Origin of the sequence: Marinobacter sp. BW6 (assembly GCF_008107725.1) — a bacterium.
GTDB lineage: Bacteria > Pseudomonadota > Gammaproteobacteria > Pseudomonadales > Oleiphilaceae > Marinobacter.
On sequence record NZ_VIRN01000035.1, the window covers coordinates 125434 to 148523 of the forward strand.

Consider the following 23090-nt stretch of genomic DNA (forward strand, 5'->3'; position numbering starts at 1 on the left):
ACCCGGGGCTTGAACTAAACGTTACAATCGCGCTGATTTCCCGAAAGCGGTGTGCGAGGTGAATTTTGATCAGGGTACTGGTTGTAGATGACCATGAGCTGGTGAGGTCCGGTATTACCCGGATGCTGGCTGACAACCCGGACATTGAAGTCATCGGGCAGGCGCCATCCGGAGAGGATGCCATCGATTTCGTCCGCCAACAGCGGCCGGACATTGTACTCATGGATATCCGCATGCCGGGCATCGGGGGCCTTGAGGGAACCCGCCGTATACTCCGCATTGATGATTCTATTCGGGTGATCGTGGTGACCGCCTGCGCGGACGATCCCTATCCGACCCGCGTCATGCAAAGTGGCGCCACCGCCTACATCACCAAAGGCGCCGACATCAAAGAGATGGTCCGCGCCATCCGTATGGCCCACACCGGCCAGCGCTACATCAGCCCGGAAATTGCCCAGAAGATGGCCCTGAAACAGCTGGGCGGCGGTGATCGGGATGAAGATGGCGAACTTTCGCTGTTTGACCGGCTTTCCGAGCGGGAAATGCAGATTGCCATGATGGTGGTGGATTGCCAGAAGGTACAGGATATCTCGGACAAGCTCTGCCTGAGCCCGAAGACGGTGAACAGCTACCGCTACCGGATCTTCGAGAAACTGGAAATTTCCAGTGATGTTGAGTTGGCCCTGATGGCAGTGCGGCTCGGGTTGCTTGATGCCGACAAGGTCTGACCCTGAGAGCACCCACATCGGGGAGTTTGACAGCAAGAGCTTCCTGAAACGGTTAACCGAGCGTCCCGGCGTCTACCGAATGTACGACGAGGGTGGCTCGGTTCTTTACGTGGGCAAGGCCCGCAACCTGAAAAAACGGGTTGGCAGTTACTTCCGCAAGACCGGCCTGGCTCCCAAAACCGAAGCCCTGGTCGGCAAGATTGCGTCTATCGAGGTGACGATTACCGGCAGTGAAACCGAGGCGCTGCTGCTCGAACAGAATCTGATCAAATCGTTACGGCCGCCCTATAACATCCTGCTCCGTGACGATAAGTCCTATCCCTATATTTATCTGTCTTCCCACAGCGACTACCCCTCGCTGACGTTTCGTCGTGGGCGCACCAAAAAGGGTGGCGGCACCTGGTTCGGGCCGTTTCCGAGCTCGGGTGCGGTCAAGGAAAGTCTTAATGTATTACAGAAGATTTTCCGCATAAGAAACTGTAGTGAAAGCTTTTTCAGGAATCGTACAAGGCCTTGCCTGCAGTACCAGATCAACCGTTGCACGGCACCCTGTGTTGAATACATTACGCCCGAGGAGTATCAGCAGGACATCCGCCACGCCACCATGTTTCTGGAGGGGAAGAACCCCGCGATCCTCCACGATCTGATGAATGCCATGGAGGCCGCCTCGAAGAACCTGGAGTTCGAGAAAGCGGCGGCCTACCGGGACCAGATTAACCATCTGCGCCATGTTCAGGAACAGCAGTCGGTAGACGGCGAGGGCGGTGATGCGGATGTCATCGCCATTGCCCAGGACGCGGGTATAGTTTGTTTCGTGGTGATCATCGTGCGGGGTGGTCGTGTGCTTGGCACCAAGGACTATTTCCCCCGGTATTCCATCGAGCAGACCGAGGGCGAACTGCTCAGCGCCTTTCTCGGCCAGTATTATTTCGGCGGCAACACCCGTCGGGAGATTCCGCGGGATATCCTGGTGCCGGTTGAGGTGGAAGGCCAGGAATTGTTGGCCCAGGCCCTCACTGAATCGGCAAACCGGGAAACCCGGATCCGTGGCAATGTGCGCGGTGAGCGTCGTCGTTGGCTGGAGCTGGCCATGACCAACGCCCGCCAGACCCTGCTCACGCACCTGGCCAGCAAGGAGACCGTGTACCGGCGCTTGCTGGCCTTGAGGGACCTCCTGGAGCTGGCGGAAACCCCGTCACGAATGGAGTGTTTCGACATCAGCCACAGTCATGGGGAAAATACCGTCGCATCCTGTGTGGTTTTCGATGAGAATGGCCCCCTGAAGAGCGATTATCGCCTGTACAATATTGAGGGCGTGACCGCCGGCGATGATTACGCGGCTATGCGTCAGGTACTCTCCCGTCGCTACAAGCGGATGGTGGCCGGGGAGGGCAAGCGCCCGGATCTGGTCTTCATCGACGGTGGTAAAGGGCAGCTGAACATTGCCCGGGAAGTCTTTGACGAGCTTGAGATTTCCGATATCCCGCTGATCGGTGTCGCCAAGGGCGTGACCCGTCGTGCAGGCATGGAGCAGCTTATCGACGCCATGACCGGTGATGTGTTCCGGGTGCCGGCGGATTCGCCAGCGCTGCACCTGATCCAACACATCCGGGATGAGTCGCATCGATTTGCAATCACCGGGCACCGGGCCCGCCGGGACAAAAAGCGCCGGCAGTCTACACTGGAAGGCATTGAGGGCGTGGGGCCGAAGAAGCGTCGCGACCTGATTCGATACTTTGGCGGAATACAGGAACTCCGCAAGGCCGGGGTTGATGAGATGACCAAGGTGCAGGGCATCAGCAAATCACTGGCCGAAACCATATACGCAGCATTGCACGACGAGTAAGGACAGCATGAATTTACCAAACATCCTCACCCTCTCCCGCATCATTATGATTCCGGTGTTTGTGGTGATCTTTTACCTTCCGGTGGGGTGGAGCTACCTCGTGAGCGCGGCCATTTTCGGCTTGGCAGCGGCCACGGACTGGCTGGATGGTTATCTGGCCCGAAAACTGGACCAGAGCACCCCGTTCGGCGCCTTTCTCGACCCGGTTGCTGACAAGTTGATGGTGGCTGTTGCGCTGGCGGTGTTGATTGAGGAGCACTCGGCGATTCTGCTGACGATCCCGGCCACTGTTATCATCGGCCGTGAAATTGTCATTTCCGCGTTGCGGGAGTGGATGGCGGAAATTGGCAGCCGCGCCAGTGTGGCGGTTTCCTACATCGGCAAGATCAAGACCACCGCGCAGATGTGTGCGATTGTCGGCCTTCTGGCGTTTCCTCCCGGCGTGCTCTGGGCCAATGTCGCTCTGGCGTTGCTCTATTTCGCCGCGATTCTCACGCTCTGGTCCATGGGGCTTTACCTCAAGGCTGCCTGGGCTGATCTGTTCCCTGAGAAGGCATCAGGCCAGGCGGATAATCACACGTCGTAGCCCATTCAATTACCCTGGCGGCCAGGTCGCTGCCAGCGGCTCCGAAGGCCTCAACAATCTGGTCAACTGATGTGCCAGCGGCCGGCTCCACGATCCGGACAGTGCGGGTGCACAGGCTGGACCTGGAACGGTCGTGAATCATCTGCAGGTGCAGCTCAATCACCACCTTTGGTCCGGACTCCGGGGTTTCCGCGTGAAACGCCGAGAGTTCAGTGACCAGGGTCAATTCAGCCTGCGCCGGATTGGTATCCGTAATAACGTTGGTGTACGCGCCACTCTGACGAATGCTGCTAACCAGCGTGTCCCGAACCACTACTGGCGCCGTGTCCCTCCAGCGCGTCCCGGCATAGGCCCGAAACTCCCGGGGTGTGGGTTTGGCCAGAATCAGCGAACCATTCAAAGGCTCTGAGGCGTAAGGTGTATCAACGCGAAGTGATGCCTGAACTGGTTGCTTGGCCTCTGGCACCGCCTGGACCGCGGCCAGGTCCATAACCCTGGGTGGCTCCGGGTTCGGAAACACCGTGCAGCCACTGGCAAAGGTAACGCCGAGGAGAAGTATCAGGTTTCCGATTGACCTCAATGTCACTGTGCCATCTCCTTCATGGTTTCATTGCCGAACAGAGTACCCGTCGGATCCTGCTCCAGGCGGTGCGTGAACTGATTCAGGCTGCGCAGGGTTGCCCGGAGCTCCCGTAACGCGGGCGCCAACTCTCCCATACCCTGCAGCCCGGCATCCATCGCGCCCTGGTTGTTACGGGTCAGCTCATCGATCCGCGCTATGGTGGTGGTGATAACACCGAGTGCTCTATCCATGGATTCCAGAACCCGCTGGCCATCGTTTTTCAGCAGGTCGTTGGCGTTATCCGAAACCCTGGACACCTTTATGGCGGCCTCTTCGGCGCGAGTGGCGGCGGCATCGAATTGTTCGAGCAGGGCGATCAGTTGGTCCCGCTGGTCGAGCAGGGCGTCCGTCGCTTCGCGAGTGTTTTGCAGGATGGCAGACGCGTTCTCAATGTTGTCACCGGATAACAGCTCAGTGGCACTGGTGAGCAGCCGGTCCGCCTTGGTGAGGAGTTGTTCGCCGTTGGCAAGCAGGCTATTGAAGGCCGAGGGCTCGGCAATAATGATCGGTGGATTGTCCCGGTCGCCTTTCAGAGCTTCCTGGTCCGGGCTTCCACCGCTGAATTGAACGCTCATGCTGCCGGTTATGTTGGCGAGCACCAGGCCGGCTTTGGTGTTTTTGCGAATGGGAACCGATTGATCAACTCGAACCAGAACCCGCACGTGGCCGGGGTTGTCCGGATCCAGGTTAAGCTCGACTACATCACCGATCTGAACACCGCTATAGAGCACGGGATTACCCTCGGACAGGCCGCTGACGGCATGATCAAAAACGATTTCATAGTAGCCCCATTCGCGATCGGCGGAGGATTTCGCCAACCACAGAGAAAAGATCAGCGCGGCCGCAAAAGCGAGGATGGTAAACAGGCCAATGATCAGGTGGTGGGCCCTCGGCTCCATGGTTACTACTCCTGATTCCGTTTATTCGAGTGTTTCCTGAATGCATAGCTCGCTGCGCGGCCACGGGGTCCGTTAAAGTAGTCCTGAATCCACGCGTCCTCCGTGCTGGCAACCGCCTCCAGCGTATCAGCTACCAGCACCTTGCGCTGTGACAGTACCGCAACCCTGTCACAGGTTGAATACAGGGTGTCCAGATCATGGGTCACCAGAAACACCGTCAGCCCCAGGGCATCCCGGAGCGTCACGATCAGCCTGTCGAAGGCGGCAGCGCCAATCGGGTCCAGCCCCGCTGTGGGTTCGTCCAGGAACAGTATCTCCGGATCAAGGGCCAGGGCCCGTGCCAGACTTGCGCGTTTCACCATGCCGCCGGAGAGCTCAGACGGATAGCGAACCGCTGCGTCAGGCGGTAAACCGGTCAACGCCAGTTTCATGCGCGCCAGCTGTTCCGCTTCGGGCCTTTTCAGACCCGCGTGTTCGATCAGCGGAACGGCGATATTTTCTTGCAGGTTCAGGGAGGTAAACAGGGCGCCCCCCTGGAACAAAACCCCGAAACGCTGCTCAATCCGGGAGCGGGCGCGTGCCGAGAGCTGAATAAGATCCTCACCAAACACACGGATATGGCCCGAGGCGGGCGTGTTCAGCCCGACGATACTGCGCAGAAGTACCGTTTTGCCGGTTCCTGATCCGCCAACCACGCCCAATATCTCACCCCGAAGCAGATCCAGGTCGAGGTTCTCGTGAACCACGTGATCGCCGAAGCGGTTGAACAAGTCCCGCACCGCAATAACCGGTTTATTTCTGGCTTCAGTACTCGAAGATGCCGCCATTACCGCCATAATCACCAGCCCATTTCCATAAAGAATAGTGCAGCAATGGAATCCAGCAGAATCACCATAAAGATGGACTGAACCACGCTGGAGGTGGTGTGTTCGCCCACTGATTGGGCGCTGCCAGCCACCTTGAATCCTTCGAGGCAGCCAATAACGGCAATCAGGAACGCAAAGATCGGCGCCTTCACAATGCCCACAACGAAATGCTGAAGAGCGATGTCCCGCTCAACGATGGCCATAAATTGGGTTGGCGAGATATCCAGAACCAGGGCGCAGACCATCGCGCCACCAACCATACCCGAGATCATCCCCACAAAGGTCAGGATCGGCAGGCTCACCATCATCGCCATCACTCGAGGTAGCACCAGCAGTTCGATCGGGTTCAGACCCAGAGTCCGGATGGCGTCCAGCTCCTCATTGACCTTCATGGCGCCAATGTGAGCGGTAAAGGCGCTGGCGGTTCTGCCGGCCAGCAGGATTGCGGCCAACAGCACCCCGAATTCCCGCAGGAAGGCAAACGCCACCAGGTTGACCGTGTAAATGGTCGCGCCAAAATCGTCCAGCACTGTCGCACCCAGAAACGCCACCACAGCGCCCACAAGAAAGGTGAGCAATGCCACGATGGGCAAGGCATTCAAGCCAGTGTCGTGAACGGCCGCAACGAAGGGCGTCATTCGCCAGCGCCAGGGTCTCGGGAGGTTCCAGGCCAGAGTGCCGAGCGTCTGGCCGATAAAGCCCACAAGGATCCACAGCAGCCGCAAGATGCTTTCCACCTTCTGGCCCGTACCGGTAACAAAGCTCCAGACCAGAGAGGGTGCGTGCCCATCAGGCCCGGGTTGGTCTTTCATAGCCTCGCAGACGGCGGCAATCAGGGCCGACTTTTCTCGAGGCAACTCTCCGGCAGCCTTGGTGGCTTGGAGCAAACGCTCGGGTCCGAGCAGGGAGGCCAGCTGTGATGCACCGGCGGTGTCAATCCGATCCAGCCCGGAGAGGTCTATCGATAATGCACTCGTATCCCTGGAAGATATCGACGAAACCACGGATGCCAGCGACCGGTAATGGCTCAACAACCAGTCATTCGTCACCCGCAGGGTGCCGGCTTCGACGGTTATGGACCCGGGTTTGGAAGACGGTCGTTGTGTATCGGTCTGCTCGGAAGAATCAGGACTGGGCACGTTCTGTCGAATCCCTGAGTGATTTGGCCTGCAAATTACTAGCTTACCCACAATCTCCAATAAAACAAAAACTTGATAAAAAACTATTGACGCCCGAACGGTAATCCGTAGAATACGCAGCCGTTGACGAGGCAATGCCCCGGAAACAAAGAGCGGGAATAGCTCAGTTGGTAGAGCACAACCTTGCCAAGGTTGGGGTCGCGAGTTCGAATCTCGTTTCCCGCTCCAATTTCAAGTCTCTCAATGCCCACCTGAGAGCACAAAGATCCGATCTCTTCGATCTTTTCCGGCGCGGTGGCAGAGTGGTTATGCAGCGGACTGCAACTCCGTGTACGCCGGTTCGATTCCGACCCGCGCCTCCATTATTTCCATTTAATTACAACTAGTTACCAGTTTCGAGCCGGAGCCGGCGTTTTGATGGCGACATCATGGCGACAAAATGGCGACAACGATTCATGGTTTTTCCGGATCGCGAAGCGATTTCAGTGTCGATTTTGATCGCTCTGGCGGACGAACCAATCGGTAGTGTTTGCGCATTGCCTCGGTCTCATGTCCACCTTTGTTGTTCTCCCCTTGGGACAAAAACTCGTCGGTTAAGCCCTTCTTCCTCAAGTCTCGCAATTGATACTTACCTTTGTATCCGGCCTCTTCACAGGCCTTTGCCCAAGATATTTGCATGAAACGGTGCCGCACCGGTTTTGTGCGACTCCTGAAATCAAAATATCGAGGGTAGACCATCAGATATGGCGAAATAATCTCCTGTTCACGCTTCCAATCCCTGAACCATTCGATCAGTGCTCTCAGGTCTTGGTTCATCTCAATAACAATGGGCACGCCCGTTTTGTGCCGTGCGAAGTGGATTTCTCCAAACTCGCCCTCATCATCCTTGATCTGATCTTCCTTTAGTCCGAAAACGTCGATAGGTTGTTGGCTCATCATGTAAATCATGTCGCAGATTTTTGCGCGCCAGGTTCCGTCCATCTTGCGTCTGTTAATTTTATGGACGCAGAGTCGGGCGGTGATTTCCTTGTAGGCTTCATCCGGAATCAGGACCTCTCGTTTGGGTTCGCTGATCTTTTGAATGTCTCGCATTGGATTTCTATCGATGAGGCCGTCCTGGACTGCCTGGGTGAAAACCCGAGACAAGGTGTTCCTGAGCCCATTGTAGTGCGTGGGCTTCGTCTGCCAGGGGGAGAGGAGGCGTCTGATCCGTCGAAGAAGTTGGGGGTCCGAGAGGAAAAAATTAGAATGCTCATTAGATTCCATTTGCTGAGCATCCGCGGCGTAGTCGGCTCGGGTGCCCATTGCAATCGGATGACCCCGGTTACGGCCACGCTGGCTGAACACCTTGCATTCGCCCCAGCGTATTTTTCCCTTCACAACATCGTGACCAATCAGCTTTGTGCGCCAATAATGCAGGTATTCTCTTAATGTTATCCGAGTGGCTGCATCAACAGATTCGACCATGGAGAGATTGTCTGCCATTTCTCTGGCATCAAAGTCTTTCCGTTCCTGCTCCCACATTTGCTGGAGCATAGCCCAGCGGCGTATTGCCACGTTGCGGTCACTGGTTTGCAGGCTTCCCTGTTTACGCGTGATCGGATGACGAACGTAGAAAGATCCATCACGGTCACGGATGTAAAGGCCGGGGTATTGGGCCAAGTATCGTTGGCCAGGTTTCCTGCGTTGCGGCGCCATCGTTAACGAAGCTGATTAGCCAGGGATTGAAGAAAGCTCGCCTCGTGGAGGGTTTCGGGCAGGCCGCGAATGCGCGCGTCCATCACTTCGAGATAATAATCTAGGTCGATGCGCCAACGTCTTCCGTCACGAAACGCGCCAGGGATCTCGTGAATACGACGACGAATCGTAGATTCGGAAGGTGGGTCCTCGTCGCAGCAGTAAACAATCTCTATAAAGCTTCTTATTGATACTGGTCTCATATTGGACTCCAGCCAGATCGTTTAGGTATCGAGAGCCTCATTGAATTCTGAGTATCCGTTCAAGAGGTTCATGTTTAGATCTTATGTGGCCGGCTCCCCATTTTGTGACGTTAAATGCACTTTTTTGACTACATGGCAGAAACTGTTCCGCGAATTACATAAAATCATCGGAGCTTGTGCCAAAGGTGTTGCCCCCTACATCAAACCCGGTAATACCGTCATCAATCATTGGTAAGCCGGTGGCGGGATTTATATGAGATGGTTCGGAAGACGACATCGGATCGTCAAATAGAGTAGATGAATCGTTGATAACGTCTTGGTGCAAAGTTGGCGTCTCGTAATTGGCCAGGGGCGAGTATGATGCTGCTGGAGGAAAGTCGGGTATCCACCCTAGCGTTGACTTGTTCTCGGTCCCGCAATCTATGTTGCTGAATGTACTCGTTTGTTTGATTGGAGTTGCCAGCGCCAGACCAATATATGCACCCACTATAGCGCCCACTGTGCCAAGTTGTCCGCCGATCGCTGCGCCAATAATCATTATTGTGATCGCTGCCATGCTGTTCGCCTCATTCAGATGTGAATGTCCAGCTTAACGCAATCTGATGCTCTACCAAGTGCGGTCGGTTTTGGTCCTTCTAAATTGCTAATCGAAAAAACACTCGATCTGAACCAGCTAGCTAACTAGCATTCGGATATCGCTCATTTCGCCGGTCAAGCGACTGCAGCTTTATGACTGTGATGGATGCCCCCGACCAGACGCCCCGAACTTCGCTGTTTACCTCTCGCGAAGCCCGTTTATCCGTTCATATCATGTGTTAAGGTAATTTCTGCTGGCACAATCTAAAGATTGCTCCGCCATGTCCAGGGTAAGCCAAGAAAACGTTTAACCGCGCAAGAATGAGCTCATTATACCAGATAATGAACTCACTCCATTAAGTAATAGACTTCACCCACAACGTTGACTAGAGAATTTAAGATTCAGATTCTTTCAGTTCACAAAAGAACATATATAGATCATATGGGTGCATTGGTGGATATGTTGATTGAAATACATTCTCGGCTATAGTCTCCAGATCTCCATAAGGAGTTTTTTTGTCGATACCGAGATCGACAGGCTTACACTCATAATATGCAAGATGAGGGTCTTCTGCGTAGATGCATTTTTCGAAATCCTCTACCGCAAGCTCTAGCGACATTTTAGCGTGTTCCTGAATGTCGTAGATTGCTGAATAAAGTCTTCTGTCGGCTCTAGGCAAGTCCTTTTGCATTATAGCCAGCGTAATTGTGCTCTTTATGTTTTTTAGCACCACATCTAATGTTGTTTGTGTGATATAGGTTCCAAGAAGAATTACGGTATTGTATCCGCTTCGATTTTCGCTCCTCTTGGAAAGCTCTGAATAATCCCCACAAAAAGGCCCTGCGAGTGCTTCCTCTGCAGTCTCCGCACAGAGACAAACGGACATATATATTTCCTTGCTTTTCGGTGAGAGATAGATTCGTTCTTTATCTTCATTTAGTGCAACTAATAATGCATTTTTAACAGCCATAACTACCCCTAGAGCGATTTTTTATACTGCAGGTCCATCACCAGCAATGAGCTGCGAACCTAGTTTGGCTTTGATTAAGAGCGGGCGGGGAGTCTTAAATTGACTTTTTTGGCAACATTGGAGCGATTTCTAGCTGGTTGTAGATTAGAGCGTAGTTATTCTGAAGGTCCACGGAGGGCTTATTTACCCTATCTGTGTCTAAAGTTGCCGCGCCGCCAAAGACTGAAAATCATTCGTGGTGTGAACCCATTAGATGGATATCGCGCGGCAGCGGCACATAGCACAGCAGTGCCGCGAAGCTCCTTGTCAAATGTACGTGGTTAGTTGACCACAACAGAGGGGCTTTGCAATCAAAGGTCGATACTTTTTTTCCGTATCATTAGCTTCTATAGTTTTCTCTTATTTTCAAACAATCAGGCCGCTCGACGCGGTGGTTGTTTATTTCAAGGAGCGAATGCATGTCCGAAACGGCGGTCAGATATCTCACCATGCTCCGTATGGTTCCAAGATTCCCGAAGTCTATTACCACAACGGAACTGGCCGAGCGTTTAAATGAACGGGAAATGCCCGTGACCAAACGCTCGATTCAGAGGGACCTCGAAAAGCTTTCAACGTATTTCCCACTTCTCGTTGATGCCGATGCGCGTCCGTACCGTTGGTCATTTGAACGTGAAGCGACCCTAAACATCATCCCGGCGTTAGATTTACCAGCAGCACTTACGTTCGAGCTTGCCCGGGCTTATCTCAGGCCAATGCTACCTCCTCGAGCACTTTCACATTTGCAGCCGCATTTTGATGAGGCACATCGGGCGCTTTTGCGAGAGAAAAGTCCGCTCGGGAAATGGCCAAATCGTGTCAGGGTGATCAACCGCGGTCTTGGCGGCCAAAGGCCAGATATTGATGCTGACGTGTTAGAGACCGTCACTGAGGCGCTGCTTAGGGAGTTTCAGTGCAAGCTGACCTATCAGGCCCGAAACTGGCCGAAACCTGAAGAAATTCTGGTGCACCCGTTGGGCCTCATATTTCGGGACCCGAATGTTTATTTGATCGGAACCATTGAGGGAAGGGAGGGTGTTCGCCAACTGGTTCTGCACCGGGCATCCGGCGGTGAGCTCGTTGAACAGCCTTTGGAACGCCCGGAGGGCTTCGATTTAGACCTCTACATCTCTTCTGGCGCAATGGGGATTCTTCATTCCCGGGAACCCATATTTCTGCACTTACGCTGCGACAAGCCAGTGCTTAATCACCTGATCGAGTCGCCGCTAGGCTTCGACCAGGTGACAACGGACATCAATGAAAACGTCTTTGAAATAACGGTGACTGTTGGAGATACCCAGGATTTGCGCTGGTGGCTTGCGGCGCAGGCCGTGCACTGCGATATCCTCGAACCGGCCTGGTTACGTCAAGAGATTACCTCGACTTTGGAAAAGGGATTGGCACGTACTCAGAAAGACGGATGATTTTTTACCTGTCTTGAACCCTCTGTCGAATCTGCGACCCTAGTTGTCGCTCCGACTCCCTATTATCAGTAGCTGAAAATTGAGAGCTATGGCTCGCTTTGAAATTTTTTCTCGAAAAAGGATGTCGAAATGAAACTGACTAGAATCGCCCTAATGGTCTCCGTCGCCGCAATGGCTCACGCACCAGCTTATGCTGCCGAGGCACGGCCCGGTTATTTTGGTATTTCTGCCGGCCAAGCGACTGTAGATGATTTCTGTGAAGGATCATCATCATGTGACGACAGCGCGCTGGCCGTTCGGTTTTACGGTGGTACTGAACTGAATAGCTTTGCCAATCTCGAGTTTGGCTACCGCTATATCGATGATGTTGAAGCTTCCGGTGTAATCAACGGTGTTGGGGTGGCAGCTGCGGTAAATGGTCATTTTGTCGATACAACGCTTCAACTCGGCATGCCCGAAACAGGCCCATTCAAGGTTTTCACCAAAGCAGGCCTCATGCTGTGGCGCTTGAATTACGAGGCGGCAGCGAGCAACGGCTTTCAGACTATCTCTGTAAGTGACGACGATACCGGTGTGGCATTCAGGACCGGTCTTGGTATGAGCTATGAAGTCTCGGAAGGAATTCGCTTGCGGGCAGACTGGGATCTGCTGTTGGATGTTGGTGACGAAGACGAATTGGGCGAAACTGACATCAATGTGTTCTCCGTGGGGCCCGAATTTAGGTTCTGATACAGCTTTAGCTATCCAAGAGCCAGTTCATCACTCCCTGAAGCGCTAGGGAAGTGATGAGCTGGGTTAGTTTTTAACACTCCACCCAGCGTCGCACGATTTCCAGTGCTTTCGCTGAGGGGCTTGCATTGCAGTAGCCTCTTACCTCGCCAACGATCCATTCGTTGTTCTTTTTTTCAAGGGAAATAGTCAGTCGTTCCGGTTGAACCATGCGATAGATGAACACATCCCCGTGAGCGACGTGAATGTCATAGCTACCGACACAGTGGTGCATTCGGGCCCCCTCTTCCAGTAGGTCTAACCAAGAGCACAGGGGCTCTATGCCATCAATGGCCGGCACAGGAATTGACGGATAATCCCCGTGCTCTGCTTTCAGCCGCTCGGAGAGAAGTCCGCGATATGCTGCGGGATCTTTTCCGTGATCGCGGTTGAACCGCTCGACAAGTCTATCATGCACCTCCTGTAACGATTGCCTCGAAGCAATTCCCGCAATAGCTCGTTCATTCCCTCTTGCTAAATTCCTTGTATCTAGAATCATTCGGCGCACCCAGTTGATGTCTTGAGCGGAAGAGTGCTCATCAATCAGGTTTAGCATGCATGGTTCAATTGGCTGCCGGAGGCGAAGCACAAAGCGAAGATGGTTCAGATGAAGCCTAGGGTGGTGCCTAAGCACGGCCAGGACTTCCGGATTGCGTAGAGCTTGAGATACATCCTCGAGCTCCCAGGGAAGAAGTGTCGATAGCCTTATGCGTCGGATAATACGTGCAAGGGATCGGCTCCCCGGCAGCCCAATGTGTCTCAGAATATCTGTGCGTTTGAGCGCTAGGATTTGGTTGAGTTTATGAACGGAAAAGGAGTTCTTGCGGGCAAAATCAACCAAAAGAATAAAGAGCAATGGTGCATCCACTGCCAATTGACATGCCTTGTCAGATGCAGCACATGCCTGACACAATTCAAAATCGATTGCGGGCATGAATTTCGCCACTCTCGCGATTTTCAAGGGAATCTGGTCCGAAAGTCCGCCTCCGTCTTCATCCTCCAGAGTAAAGACGGGAAGCCCAGGCGCTTCAAGAAAGCTCCCTCGGGCAATAACGCTTGTTCGATCGTGGCTGAACCAATGGAGAGGTTGCTCAGCTTGCCAGCCATGAACTACCAGATGGATCTGATAACCAAGAATGGCGCTCAAATCAAAGAAAAGTCGACGCTGGTCTGGTTGGCCTATCATTCGAGTATCGGGTTCCAAAGTTAATCCTCACCTAGGTCATATGCTCTTTAGGCTATACCGATCTCTGTTTTGATCGGGGTTGGATGTTTAAACTTACCGATAAACAGCGACAACTCCTGTCGCCCCGGGTTGCTAAAGTAGCACTTTAGAGGCTCGTCAGGAGTGAGGATGATAGGGCAATCGTTGGTATTTTGGGGACTGGAGGAGTTAACGATCAGGCTTCCGTCATTCCCCCAATCTGAGATCCAGAAAAGACCCACCCAGGTCCCTTTTTTGGTTTACAGTCTTAGCTCGTTAGTGAGCGAACTAGCGCCACCTTATGACTTTGACCGATATGCCGACTTCCTTTGTCAGAGCGTTCTTCCCGATATTAAGTGTTTAGTCGCAGATAACGGGCTATTGGTGATTCTTTGTCACGAGCACGAAACAATCCCGATTCCATTGGCAGTGTGGAACGGATTCAGCCAAATGGTGAAACATGGGGTGTTGTTCTGCATTATTTCGGACAAAAGTATGGATGCCCGCCGACCATTCCAAATGTCGACTGTTGCCACCTACCAGACGTCAAATTTCTCAGCAGTTGCATTTGGATCACATGCAACGGAACGACTGGCGAATGCAATAATTAGCTTTGCTAGTAAGTCAACTTGGGGGATTAGCCTGCCACTTCTAACGCGCGAACTTGGAGCATAGTGTTATGGATCAACATCCGGTTGTTACAGCGGACTACCCAGAAAATCTTTTGGGTGGAATTATGATATGTGGCTACAACTTCGGCTTCTCTTCTCAGGATCAGGACGATGAAGAAAAAGGCTTAAAGACTGAGGAATCTGCGCCGTCTTTTTTCTCGGACCCTCAGGTGAATAACACGCTTTTTCGCAATCGTATGCTTTTATGGCTAGACAAATGGGGGCGTCCATTGGAAACCGATGCCGATAGAATTGGTAGCTACGAAAAGTCATTTTTTCAGACCAACTGGCTTGGAACGCAAACGAATACGATTGCTGACGATACGATCACGATCAACAAGCTCGTTGCTGAGTCCGATGGCATTCTGTCTCTCATGGAAGCGCGAAAGCCGCGCCTGGTCATCTTCACAGGAAGTGATCTGATCGAAGCGCTGAACGATATCAGGGTTCGTGAGCGTGTTGAGTCTATACTTGGGCCAAGGCCCGGGAATGCTGAAATTTTTCGGTCAGATGTACCTGTAAAGGGAACAAAATTTAAGCTCCTTAAGCAGGATTTCCCCGTCACAACCGTTGTTTCTTTGCCTCATGCGACCGGAACAATAGGTCTGAGTGATGAGTATATCGAGGGTTTTCGGAACATTATGAATGGCCTATTGATCTGATTGAGCGCTTTTTCTTCCGATGTTTTTTTTGGGCAAGGGTGGGGGCACTTGAGTCCCACCGATACGTAAGTTAATTCGCCACCCCGAACGGAATATGCACCATTGGAACATTTCCACCTTCTGACTCCAGGTGTGACCTTTGGTCATCAAAGAACATGTGTGGCTGAAGGACGCTTAAAATCCGATCTTTTTTCATGCCGCCAAGGAAGAACACTTCGTTTGCATCGACACCCCAATGCTCCAGAGTTGTGATCACGCGTTCGTGAGACGGTGCGTTCCGAGCCGTCACGATGCCCGTTCTCAGTGCCCGCTTGTAATTTTGGTCAGCCTCCAATGCATGATCTTCCAGCTTTTGGAGGTGTGAAAGTTTTCTAAACAAGTCAGCCAAGGGCCCCGGGCTATGTGGTATGTGGGACCGTGAAGTTTCATGCTCTTGGAACTCTTCCAAAGAGCCTGTTTTGTAGACTTTCTCAGAAGCATCGTCCGCAATCACACCATCGAAATCGAAGGCGATTCGAAGTTCAGCATCACCGACATCATCTACTACGTGACTAGGAAGCACCGTGCCGGCAGGGTGGCCATAGTCTATAGCTTGCTGAACGTCTGATTCGTTTGCAGACAAAAACAAAGAAGCATTGAACGCCGGGATGTAAGGATAAGGCGATTTGCCTTCCAAAAATGCAGCCCGGGTGATGTTTAATCCGTGATGATCGATGGAACGAAACACCCGCTTCCCCGTGATTGCTGAGTTCCTTGAGAGCAAGACAACTTCCACTGGGGATTTATCCGGGAACCGATCGTTGATCGCTAAAAACCGTCGAACGAACGGAAACGCCACCCCTTTAGCCAGGGGGGCATCCAGATGTTCTTCCTGGTAGTCACGGTAAGCAATCGCACCTTGTTCCTGGAACACCTTGTCGGATTCGGAGAGGTCAAACAGGGCGCTTGAAGCAACCGCAATTACCAGCTTGTCTTCGATGGGGTAAGGCATTAACGGTCCTTTTCAGGCAATGAACACGGGCGTGGACGTCAATACAAACGGTATTATTTTAAGCGGCGCTTTGCTTCAGCTCGAGCTACTTCCCAACTACTCTTGTCAATCGGCATTCCATTATCACCAAGCGGCGATACCCCCAGTCCCTCTCGGCGGGCGTTCACCTTCGCTGTGTAATCAGCGCTCATAGGATTAATCCCGCGGCGTCGGTCCTTAGCGTCGGAGTTTGAGTCCATCATGTGGTCATACTCCTCTGGAAAGAGTTCGGAGTGAATCTCCTTTGCCAACGCCTCAATTCTACGTTGCTGCTCAAACTCCTGTAGCTCTTCCTGAGATAGGTTTTCGTAGGCTTCGCGCAGTTTCCTGGCTTCTTCCTTCTTTGCTTTGTTCATGAACTTTGCTCCTGCTTTTGGGCTTGCTCAAAAGCATACAAGACCCAGGCGACGTATTCTGTCGCACCCAGCGGCGATGATGATTTAGAAAGAGCGGGAGGATGAACATAATGTCCGGATACACCAAAGATCAAATTTCCCAGGCCCTGTTTAAAGCGGACCCGATGAACACCTGCTGCAAAGAAAATGGCTGTGTCGATGAGTATGACGGAATTGCTGAGGCCATCAGAGCAAGGCTTTTGACAGGCGATAACCTGGAGCAAGCCATGATCGCAGAGATCTCGGAGTGGTTTTTTGATGGTGACCGGTTTGACTCGGACCGCCTAAAACCAGTGCTGGAACTCATTGGGGAGTGGGGATAAATGATCGACAACTTCAAAACAGATCTGGTTTTGCGCGTAGCTGCCATGCCTCGTGAAGAAATCCTTAAGGCTATGGGCTATCCGAGACCGACCTCTGCGAATATGGAACGCCTCCAGTCTGTGCTCAATGATCCCGATTTTGGCCTGACAGAAAGCGGATTCGACTTCAAATACAGCAGCGAAGGCTTCCTTAGAGCGCTTTGCGTCGTCACTGGAATGGATATGGCTCTGGCGGACCACCGCATCAGCCGGATCAAGAAATACCTGGATGAGGAGCGTGAGGCCTTCAAGCCTTACCTTTGGGTGGACACCGGCTTCAAGCGCAGAAGTGAGCCTCTGTTCGCGCTAGCTGTCTGCGAGCATCAGCGCTATCTGGACTTTCCGAAGGGCTTCTGGCGTCTTTCAATCGATCGGCAACTGGGCCGCGCCCAGTGTCGTGTTCGGGAACATGTCTACGAAACGGGCGGGGATCTTGGAATCTGGGGGAAAATCAAGCAGTATTGGTTTTATTACAAAAAAGACGCAGCCTACCTATTGGCCCTTAATGGTGTTGTTACCGGAAAGCATTCGGGGCATGTAGCGAATCTTGTGGTGGATAGCCGCGAAATGGAACTGATTGAAGTGGGCAGCAGAGAGCCCAATCGGTAACCTGAAAGGATGCAGTATTCATGTACGACCTCATCGGTGATATCCACGGCTACGCTACTGAACTGAAATCTCTCCTGGACAAAATGGGCTACCGGGAAGTTAGCGGTGTTTGGCAGCACCCTGAACGCACGGCGTTTTTCCTGGGAGACTTCATCGATAAAGGACCAGAGCAGGTTGAGGTTGTTCAGATTGCAAAAGCAATGGTTCAAAGTGGTAGCGCAAGGGCAGTCATGGGTAACCATGAATTTAATGCCGTCCTTTGGGCTAGCGAAGATCCATTGAATCCTGGTCAATATTTGCGTTCACATACCCAAAAAAACCTCGACCAACATCAAGAATTTCTGGAAGAAGTCGGCGAGGGCAGTAAGCTTCATTCAGAGTTCATCGATTGGTTTAAAAGCCTGCCAATATACTGGGAAAGCGGTGATTTCCGTGTAGTGCACGCCTGTTGGCACCCCCAAAATCTTGAGGTTATCTCTGAGCATACTGATAGTGAGAATTGTCTATTGGAGGCGTCATGGAGAGAAAGTTCCGAAAAAGGGACTCCACTTTTCGAGGCGCTAGAAACGGTCCTAAAAGGCCTTGAAATTAAGTTGCCGGACGGTCTCAACTTTTTAGACAAGTATGGACATCCCCGCTCAAATATTCGTGCCAAATGGTGGCTCTCGGGCTCCCACCATACTGTTGACGATATTGCCTTGGCTCCTCTGCCAGTAATCCAGCAGTTACCGAAGAAATCTATTGATGACAACGCCTTACCTGGCTACGACCGCATGAAACCCGTTTTCGTAGGACATTACTGGTTAACAGGAACACCTGCGCCGATGAGCAAACATGTGGCTTGTCTGGATTTCAGTATTGCTGCGGATCATGACGGAAAGCTTTGCGCCTACAGATGGGACGGCGAGGGGGAGCTCGTAGAGAATAATTTTTGCTATGTCAGTCGCCATAGAAGATAGAAGAAATTCAATAAAAACAGGGAATAAAAATGGATTTTGTCAGTTTGCTTTCGCACCTACTTCCTGACTTTAATGCTTTATCAAACGGCACACCACAAGGTCTAGCAACACTGTTTTGGCTGCTTATGATTGTGATTTTTTTGGTCGCAGTCATTGCAGTTACTCGTCATTTTCTGCGTTTCAAAGGCAGGTTGGGTTCACTCAGAACCCTCATCAGTGATCAAGACAAGAAATCACTCGCGAGCAATCGTCGTGAAGTTCTGCAGAAAGCTCTGGGCTTAAAACAAGAGGATGTTGGTAAGGTTTGGCGGGAATTCGACGAGAGCCTGGTAATCTCTGGCGATCAGAAGGCCCTATTTAACACCCTGGACGCTGATCATTTTTTTAACGCCCGAACGCTTGCGCCAGGCCTTACAGGAAGTCGTTTGCTTGCTGCGACGCCAAGCTTTTTGGTGGCAATCGGTGTGCTCGGTACTTTCGTCGGTTTAACAGTTGGTCTGGACAGCCTGAACTTGAGTTCCCGCTCGGACATCCCGGAACTGCGCGATGGGATCGATCGACTCATACAAGGGGCAACAGTTGCCTTCATGACTTCTGTTTGGGGTGTGGGTCTTAGCTTACTCCTCAATATGATTGAGAAGTTTATGGAGCGCTCGGCGCTATCGAAAATTAAGTCGGTGCAGCAAGAGATTGATTTCCTCTATCCGAGAATACCCGCAGAGCAGTCTTTGGTGCACATCGCCGATAGCAGTCGGGAAAGCAAGGAAGCACTCCAGGAGCTTCATGAGCGAATAGGCGACCGGTTACAGGAAAGTATCAAAGGCGTTTCTGATTCGATGGAGGAGGCTTTTACCACCGCGTTAAACAAGATTATGGCGCCTGCCATCGAGTCTCTAGTCAATAATGCAAGCCAGCAGTCCACTCAGGTTCTCGAGCGGCTGGTGGGCGACTTTGTTGAGGGGGTTAGTGGGGCAGCGAAAAACCAAGGGGCAATGCTGGAGCAGGCGGCCTCGGATGTGAACACAGCAGTCACTGATATGAGCTCCCAGCTTGGAGAGCTTTTCACCAAACTCAACGAACAGCAAGAAAGACAGCTTGAGAGTTCCCGGCAACAAGCTGGTCGATTTGATGAGCAGATAAGTCGGGTTGCGGACTCCGCATCAACCAGCCAAAAAGCCCTGGAGGACAAATTCGTTCAGTTGATGGCCAGCTTCTCAGAAAAGGTCGAAACACAACTGGAGGCTGCCGATCAGAGAGCTGAGCAGGCATCAGAAGGATCTCTGAAACGCGAGCAGCAAATGGAACAAATGTTCGCGGACCTGACAGGCCGGACGATGGAGAGCCTCAGGTCACAGATTGAGGCGGCAGATGAGCGAGAAAGTCTCAGACAAGAACGCTTCCGCGAGCAAAATGAACAAGTCGCTGAGCAGCAGCAACGTCTTCTGAATGAAATCGCGGAATCTGTCAGAACAACGCAGCAACAAAGCCTCCAGTTGGCTGACCAGCATCGAGAAACTCTCGAACAACTCACTAAGGTTACGGGTTCCATTTCCGAGAGCAGCAAACATCTGGACAGCAGTTCGAATCAGCTTGGCCTGCTCAGTTCACAGGTAAAACAAGCCACCGACGTTTTGGGCACTCGTATGTCAGAGGTTTTGTCAGTCATAGAATCGGCTGGTGAGCAAAACACACTACTTTCAGATCGACTGAGCGAACAGTCCAGACTGCTTGAAGGACTTCAACGGTCTATTCAAGAGAGCGTTGAGCAGTACGGCAATGCTGCAAAACTGACTAACGAAGGTTTCGCTGAGCTCAAGCAGCATCAACAGGAGTGGTTGAGATCAATAAAAGCTGAGTTCAGTGGGCTATCTGAGAATCTGGCAGATCAGGTTTCTGGAATCGAAAAACAGGCAGAATCCTGGCTATCGAGTTATTCCACACAGGTGAACCAACAAATCGAAGACCGCATGGAGAAATGGAATAACAGTTCGAGGGCGTATGCAGATTCCATGCTGAGGGTAGTCGAGAATATGAACAGTATTCTCGATGAGCTGGAGGCTCGTTAATGGCTCTGCTGCGAAGCCCAAAAGCGACTTCAGTCGACGACGAAAATCCTTATTGGATGTCGTTTTCTGATGTTATGTCTGGGCTCCTAGTTATTTTCATTTTGGCTTCCGTTATTTTGATTCTGCAACTAATGGAACTGGAGCAGCAAACGGAACAAAAGCAGGAGCGTCTTCAGGAGGAATTGGTCGAGCTAGAAAAAGAAATTGAAGAGTTGAGAAAAGCTGAACAGGTGCGGAGAAATATCCTCACCGAAGCGGCCGAGATCCTCCAAAAGCGGGGTATTCAAGTCGAGGTGAGTGAAAACAGCACCGTTCTCAGGATTCCGAACCAATTACTAGGGTTTGATACTGCCGCTGACCAAATAGGACAGCAATACGAGGACACAGCGCGTGAGATAGGTGAAGTTCTCCACCAACTCATTTCCAAAGAAGACCGGTCGGATTATTTGGATACGGTTTTCGTGGAGGGACATACCGATAGCAGGCCGTTTACCGGACGGCTGTGTGGAGAAAAAGGCAATTGGTGTTTGTCTACATTCAGAGCTATCTCACTATGGCAGTTCTGGGAGCGCTCACTTCAGGAGAATGGCAAGCTGAGTAGCCTGAAAAATGGCGAAGGCAAACCACTTTTCTCCGTGAGTGGTTATGCGGAAACCAGGCCTGTAGTCGAGGATCAGCGGACAGCAGATGATTACAGCAAGAATCGTCGAATTGATATTCGATTTACCATTCGACGGCCCAGTAGCGAGGACTATGAAAAGGTCCGGGCAAAGGTAGATTTAACGAAATGAAACTGCCGCAGCCCCCGCAACTCAAAAACGAATGGCCGGAACACGTTCAGTCTGGTTGGTCTAATCTTGTTGAGCAGGCCGAAAGCTTTGCTCAATCAGCGGGAGGCGGCAGTGCCTTTGATTCGATGTGTCAGAGGATCGCCAAAGCAATTAATCGTAGCGATTTCAGCGACGTCTATGACGCTCTGGAGAAACGCCTCGGCGCACGAGCGCTGACCTGGTTGTGGTGTAACGACGAAAAAATAAGGAAAGCCAGTTGTAGAGGGTCAGTGTTAGGCACTTTGGTTGAACTCCAAACCCCCAGGCTTACCCGAACAACCTTCCTGCAACTATGCCAGCTTTATTTCCAAGAATTTGACCGTTTGGAAACAGCAGAGCCGGGACTTTCCGCTGAATTAGAAGTAGTGCTCCGTGATCAAAGCAAAAAACTGCCTCGTCAGACGCACAAGCAAATGTCGAGGGATCCTGTTGCATCGATCCAGGAAAACATCAACTGGCTGATCAGCATGGAGGGCCCCTCCTATTTTTCTCGACAGGTCCGTGAAAGTGGCCAGGAACTTGAGCAAAAGTTCGCGGCGCTTGGCTTAGTCGGCTATGACCAGGGGCGATATGGAGACCTCTGCCGGGCGCACTATTATATTGAGACTCTCAAAGAAGTAGAGCTCGGCCAGTGGGATCCTATTTTCGATGAACTTCTCAAACCGTCAGTCAATCGCGCTCCTTTCGGTGAAGGCAAAAGGATAGGCCACGCAGCTTTGGAAATCCTCATAGATCGAGCGGGCTCTGAAGTCTCAGAGGTTTGGCAAGATTTTGTCTTGGGCGTTGCCGGAGATCCTCGAATCAACAGTTCGGCTACAAATTACCGGGAGTGGTGGAGGCCTTTGGGCGCCGCCCGTGTAGACAAAGTCAGAGGATGGCTTTCCCGAGAAGATCTCAAGCTCTTTCTCCAAGCCCTGGAACAATACGGAATCGAGAGTGGAAAATCAGACTTGCAGCGTATGTTTCCTGCACGAAAACGTTTCCTTGAGGGCCTCTATAACCAGAAGCTCATTCGCAACACGCGCTTGATGCTGGGTAGATCGGCGGAGGGCATTGTTAAAAGACTGCTCGGAGATGAGATTAAAACCAATTTTGCGAGCTTGGAGGGCGGACTCGCGGATAAAGCTATCATCTACGTTGATTGCGGCGATTTTTACCTTGTAGAGGGCTCCCACAGTTTCAAGATTTGGGTTTATCTCGCTCCGCCGGGAAAGCTTGTTCCATCGTATGATTGTTCGTCATTTACTCACGGTGAGCTGACTCATATCACTCCGTCGCAGTACAGCGCCATGTATGGTTTGCCCTATGAGGCTGTGACTCATAACGGTACATGGCAGTCCAAGGTGATCAATTTCCTTGCTGAGCATGGTGTTGAGCTCGATATAGAATCTCTGCTAAGTCCAGCCGAATACCGGGGGCACCTGGCAATACATGGTTATCCGGTAGTGAAGACTCCAAAGACAAGGATTCCAGAGCCTAAGGATTTGCCAGGACATCTGGATGTTCGGATGCGTCAGAGAGCCCAGAGACGACCGCCACCAAAGTTTCAGGATCTGTTCTCAGACCAACACCAACGCCACCCTAGTGCTGCTGATCGATTCTTGCGTGGAAAACCATCTACAACTGCGCAACAGCGCAGAGATGCCTACGTCGAAAAGCAGCAGAGATTTAAAGAGGACACGTCTCAAAATCTATCTGATCAGCACAAAACGGTTTTGGGTTACTTGGCGCACAATCCCAACGCGAAAGCTCGACATGTCGCTGCTCTTCTTGGTGTTCCCCTTAAGGAGCTCGTTGCCATGTTCGCAGGCCCACTTGAGCCGTTTGTTGTGAGGAAAGACCTGCATACATGGGTGGTAAAGTCCGAATTCATCAATAAGTTTAAATAAACAAAAAGGAAT

22 protein-coding genes and 2 tRNA genes are annotated in these 23090 nt (G+C 52.0%); 14 read left to right on the top strand and 10 right to left on the bottom strand.

The window, feature by feature from the left end; translation table 11 throughout:
- Positions 1-65 precede the first annotated feature (65 nt).
- From uvrY to pgsA, 3 genes are read left to right on the top strand one after another with little or no spacing between them, the layout of a single operon-like run.
- Complete coding sequence (gene uvrY, locus FMN52_RS00750) at positions 66-728, top strand: UvrY/SirA/GacA family response regulator transcription factor (RefSeq protein WP_148606816.1); 663 nt, start codon at positions 66-68, stop codon at positions 726-728.
- Positions 712-2574 (top strand): excinuclease ABC subunit UvrC, encoded by a 1863-nt coding sequence (gene uvrC, locus FMN52_RS00755; protein ID WP_148606817.1) that lies wholly within the window; start codon positions 712-714, stop codon positions 2572-2574. The genes uvrY and uvrC overlap by 17 nt, the downstream gene beginning before the upstream one ends.
- 7 nt (positions 2575-2581) lie before the next feature.
- Entirely contained in the window at positions 2582-3160 is a 579-nt protein-coding gene (gene pgsA / locus FMN52_RS00760) for a CDP-diacylglycerol--glycerol-3-phosphate 3-phosphatidyltransferase (protein ID WP_148606818.1), read from the top strand.
- Here pgsA and FMN52_RS00765 read toward each other — a convergent pair.
- From FMN52_RS00765 to FMN52_RS00780, 4 genes are read right to left on the bottom strand one after another with little or no spacing between them, the layout of a single operon-like run.
- Positions 3093-3746 carry an ABC-type transport auxiliary lipoprotein family protein gene (locus tag FMN52_RS00765; RefSeq protein WP_148606819.1) on the bottom strand — a complete coding sequence of 218 codons (654 nt, stop codon included), beginning with the start codon at positions 3744-3746 and terminating at the stop codon, positions 3093-3095. The genes pgsA and FMN52_RS00765 overlap by 68 nt on opposite strands.
- A complete protein-coding gene (locus FMN52_RS00770) occupies positions 3743-4681 on the bottom strand; it encodes an MlaD family protein (protein ID WP_148606820.1) in 939 nt (312 codons plus the stop codon). The genes FMN52_RS00765 and FMN52_RS00770 overlap by 4 nt, the downstream gene beginning before the upstream one ends.
- Positions 4682-4686: 5 nt before the next feature.
- Positions 4687-5508, bottom strand: a complete 822-nt coding sequence (locus tag FMN52_RS00775; protein ID WP_162851845.1) for an ABC transporter ATP-binding protein — start codon at positions 5506-5508, stop codon at positions 4687-4689.
- An 11-nt stretch (positions 5509-5519) separates the two neighbouring features.
- On the bottom strand, positions 5520-6686 hold the full coding sequence (locus tag FMN52_RS00780) for an ABC transporter permease (protein ID WP_148606822.1): 1167 nt from the start codon (positions 6684-6686) through the stop codon (positions 5520-5522).
- A gap of 152 nt (positions 6687-6838) precedes the next feature.
- Between FMN52_RS00780 and FMN52_RS00785 the strand changes: the two genes are divergently transcribed.
- Both FMN52_RS00785 and FMN52_RS00790 read left to right on the top strand, forming a co-directional pair.
- Positions 6839-6914: transfer RNA gene (locus FMN52_RS00785), tRNA-Gly, on the top strand.
- Between the two features lie 60 nt (positions 6915-6974).
- Positions 6975-7048, top strand: a tRNA-Cys gene (locus FMN52_RS00790).
- A 91-nt stretch (positions 7049-7139) separates the two neighbouring features.
- Here the strand turns inward: FMN52_RS00790 and FMN52_RS00795 are convergent.
- From FMN52_RS00795 to FMN52_RS00805, 3 genes are all read right to left on the bottom strand, one after another.
- Positions 7140-8348, bottom strand: coding sequence for a hypothetical protein (locus FMN52_RS00795; RefSeq protein ID WP_240339360.1), 1209 nt, complete (start codon positions 8346-8348; stop codon positions 7140-7142).
- 432 nt (positions 8349-8780) lie between these two features.
- A complete protein-coding gene (locus FMN52_RS00800) occupies positions 8781-9182 on the bottom strand; it encodes a hypothetical protein (RefSeq protein ID WP_148606823.1) in 402 nt (133 codons plus the stop codon).
- A gap of 415 nt (positions 9183-9597) precedes the next feature.
- Entirely contained in the window at positions 9598-10173 is a 576-nt protein-coding gene (locus FMN52_RS00805; RefSeq protein WP_148606824.1) for a hypothetical protein, read from the bottom strand.
- Between the two features lie 458 nt (positions 10174-10631).
- Between FMN52_RS00805 and FMN52_RS00810 the strand changes: the two genes are divergently transcribed.
- Entirely contained in the window at positions 10632-11633 is a 1002-nt protein-coding gene (locus FMN52_RS00810; protein ID WP_148606825.1) for a WYL domain-containing protein, read from the top strand.
- A 129-nt stretch (positions 11634-11762) separates the two neighbouring features.
- Positions 11763-12362 carry an outer membrane beta-barrel protein gene (locus FMN52_RS00815; RefSeq protein WP_148606826.1) on the top strand — a complete coding sequence of 200 codons (600 nt, stop codon included), beginning with the start codon at positions 11763-11765 and terminating at the stop codon, positions 12360-12362.
- 73 nt (positions 12363-12435) lie between these two features.
- On the opposite strand, the gene FMN52_RS00820 is transcribed toward FMN52_RS00815, so the two are convergent.
- Positions 12436-13605, bottom strand: coding sequence for a PcfJ domain-containing protein (locus tag FMN52_RS00820; RefSeq protein ID WP_148606827.1), 1170 nt, complete (start codon positions 13603-13605; stop codon positions 12436-12438).
- A gap of 679 nt (positions 13606-14284) precedes the next feature.
- On the opposite strand from FMN52_RS00820, the gene FMN52_RS00825 reads away from it, so the two are divergent.
- Entirely contained in the window at positions 14285-14938 is a 654-nt protein-coding gene (locus FMN52_RS00825; protein WP_148606828.1) for a hypothetical protein, read from the top strand.
- Positions 14939-15008: 70 nt separating this feature from the next.
- Here the strand turns inward: FMN52_RS00825 and FMN52_RS00830 are convergent, their stop codons facing one another.
- Together FMN52_RS00830 and FMN52_RS00835 are read right to left on the bottom strand one after the other, a co-directional pair.
- Entirely contained in the window at positions 15009-15929 is a 921-nt protein-coding gene (locus tag FMN52_RS00830; RefSeq protein WP_148606829.1) for a 5'-nucleotidase, read from the bottom strand.
- 53 nt (positions 15930-15982) lie between these two features.
- Positions 15983-16324 (bottom strand): hypothetical protein, encoded by a 342-nt coding sequence (locus FMN52_RS00835; RefSeq protein ID WP_148606830.1) that lies wholly within the window; start codon positions 16322-16324, stop codon positions 15983-15985.
- 101 nt (positions 16325-16425) lie between these two features.
- Here FMN52_RS00835 and FMN52_RS00840 point away from each other — a divergent pair, with 101 nt between their 5' ends.
- The 6 genes from FMN52_RS00840 to FMN52_RS00865 are packed head-to-tail and all read left to right on the top strand — an operon-like array spanning position 16426 to position 23078.
- Complete coding sequence (locus tag FMN52_RS00840; protein WP_162525009.1) at positions 16426-16686, top strand: hypothetical protein; 261 nt, start codon at positions 16426-16428, stop codon at positions 16684-16686.
- On the top strand, positions 16687-17334 hold the full coding sequence (locus tag FMN52_RS00845) for a hypothetical protein (RefSeq protein ID WP_148606832.1): 648 nt from the start codon (positions 16687-16689) through the stop codon (positions 17332-17334).
- Positions 17335-17354: 20 nt separating this feature from the next.
- Positions 17355-18293, top strand: a complete 939-nt coding sequence (locus FMN52_RS00850) for a metallophosphoesterase (RefSeq protein ID WP_148606833.1) — start codon at positions 17355-17357, stop codon at positions 18291-18293.
- 29 nt (positions 18294-18322) lie between these two features.
- Complete coding sequence (gene zorA / locus FMN52_RS00855; protein WP_148606834.1) at positions 18323-20359, top strand: anti-phage ZorAB system protein ZorA; 2037 nt, start codon at positions 18323-18325, stop codon at positions 20357-20359.
- Positions 20359-21150: an OmpA family protein gene (locus tag FMN52_RS00860; RefSeq protein WP_148606835.1), complete on the top strand. Its 792-nt coding sequence runs from the start codon at positions 20359-20361 to the stop codon at positions 21148-21150. The genes zorA and FMN52_RS00860 overlap by 1 nt, the downstream gene beginning before the upstream one ends.
- Positions 21147-23078, top strand: a complete 1932-nt coding sequence (locus tag FMN52_RS00865; RefSeq protein WP_148606836.1) for an EH signature domain-containing protein — start codon at positions 21147-21149, stop codon at positions 23076-23078. The genes FMN52_RS00860 and FMN52_RS00865 overlap by 4 nt, the downstream gene beginning before the upstream one ends.
- Positions 23079-23090 lie beyond the last annotated feature (12 nt).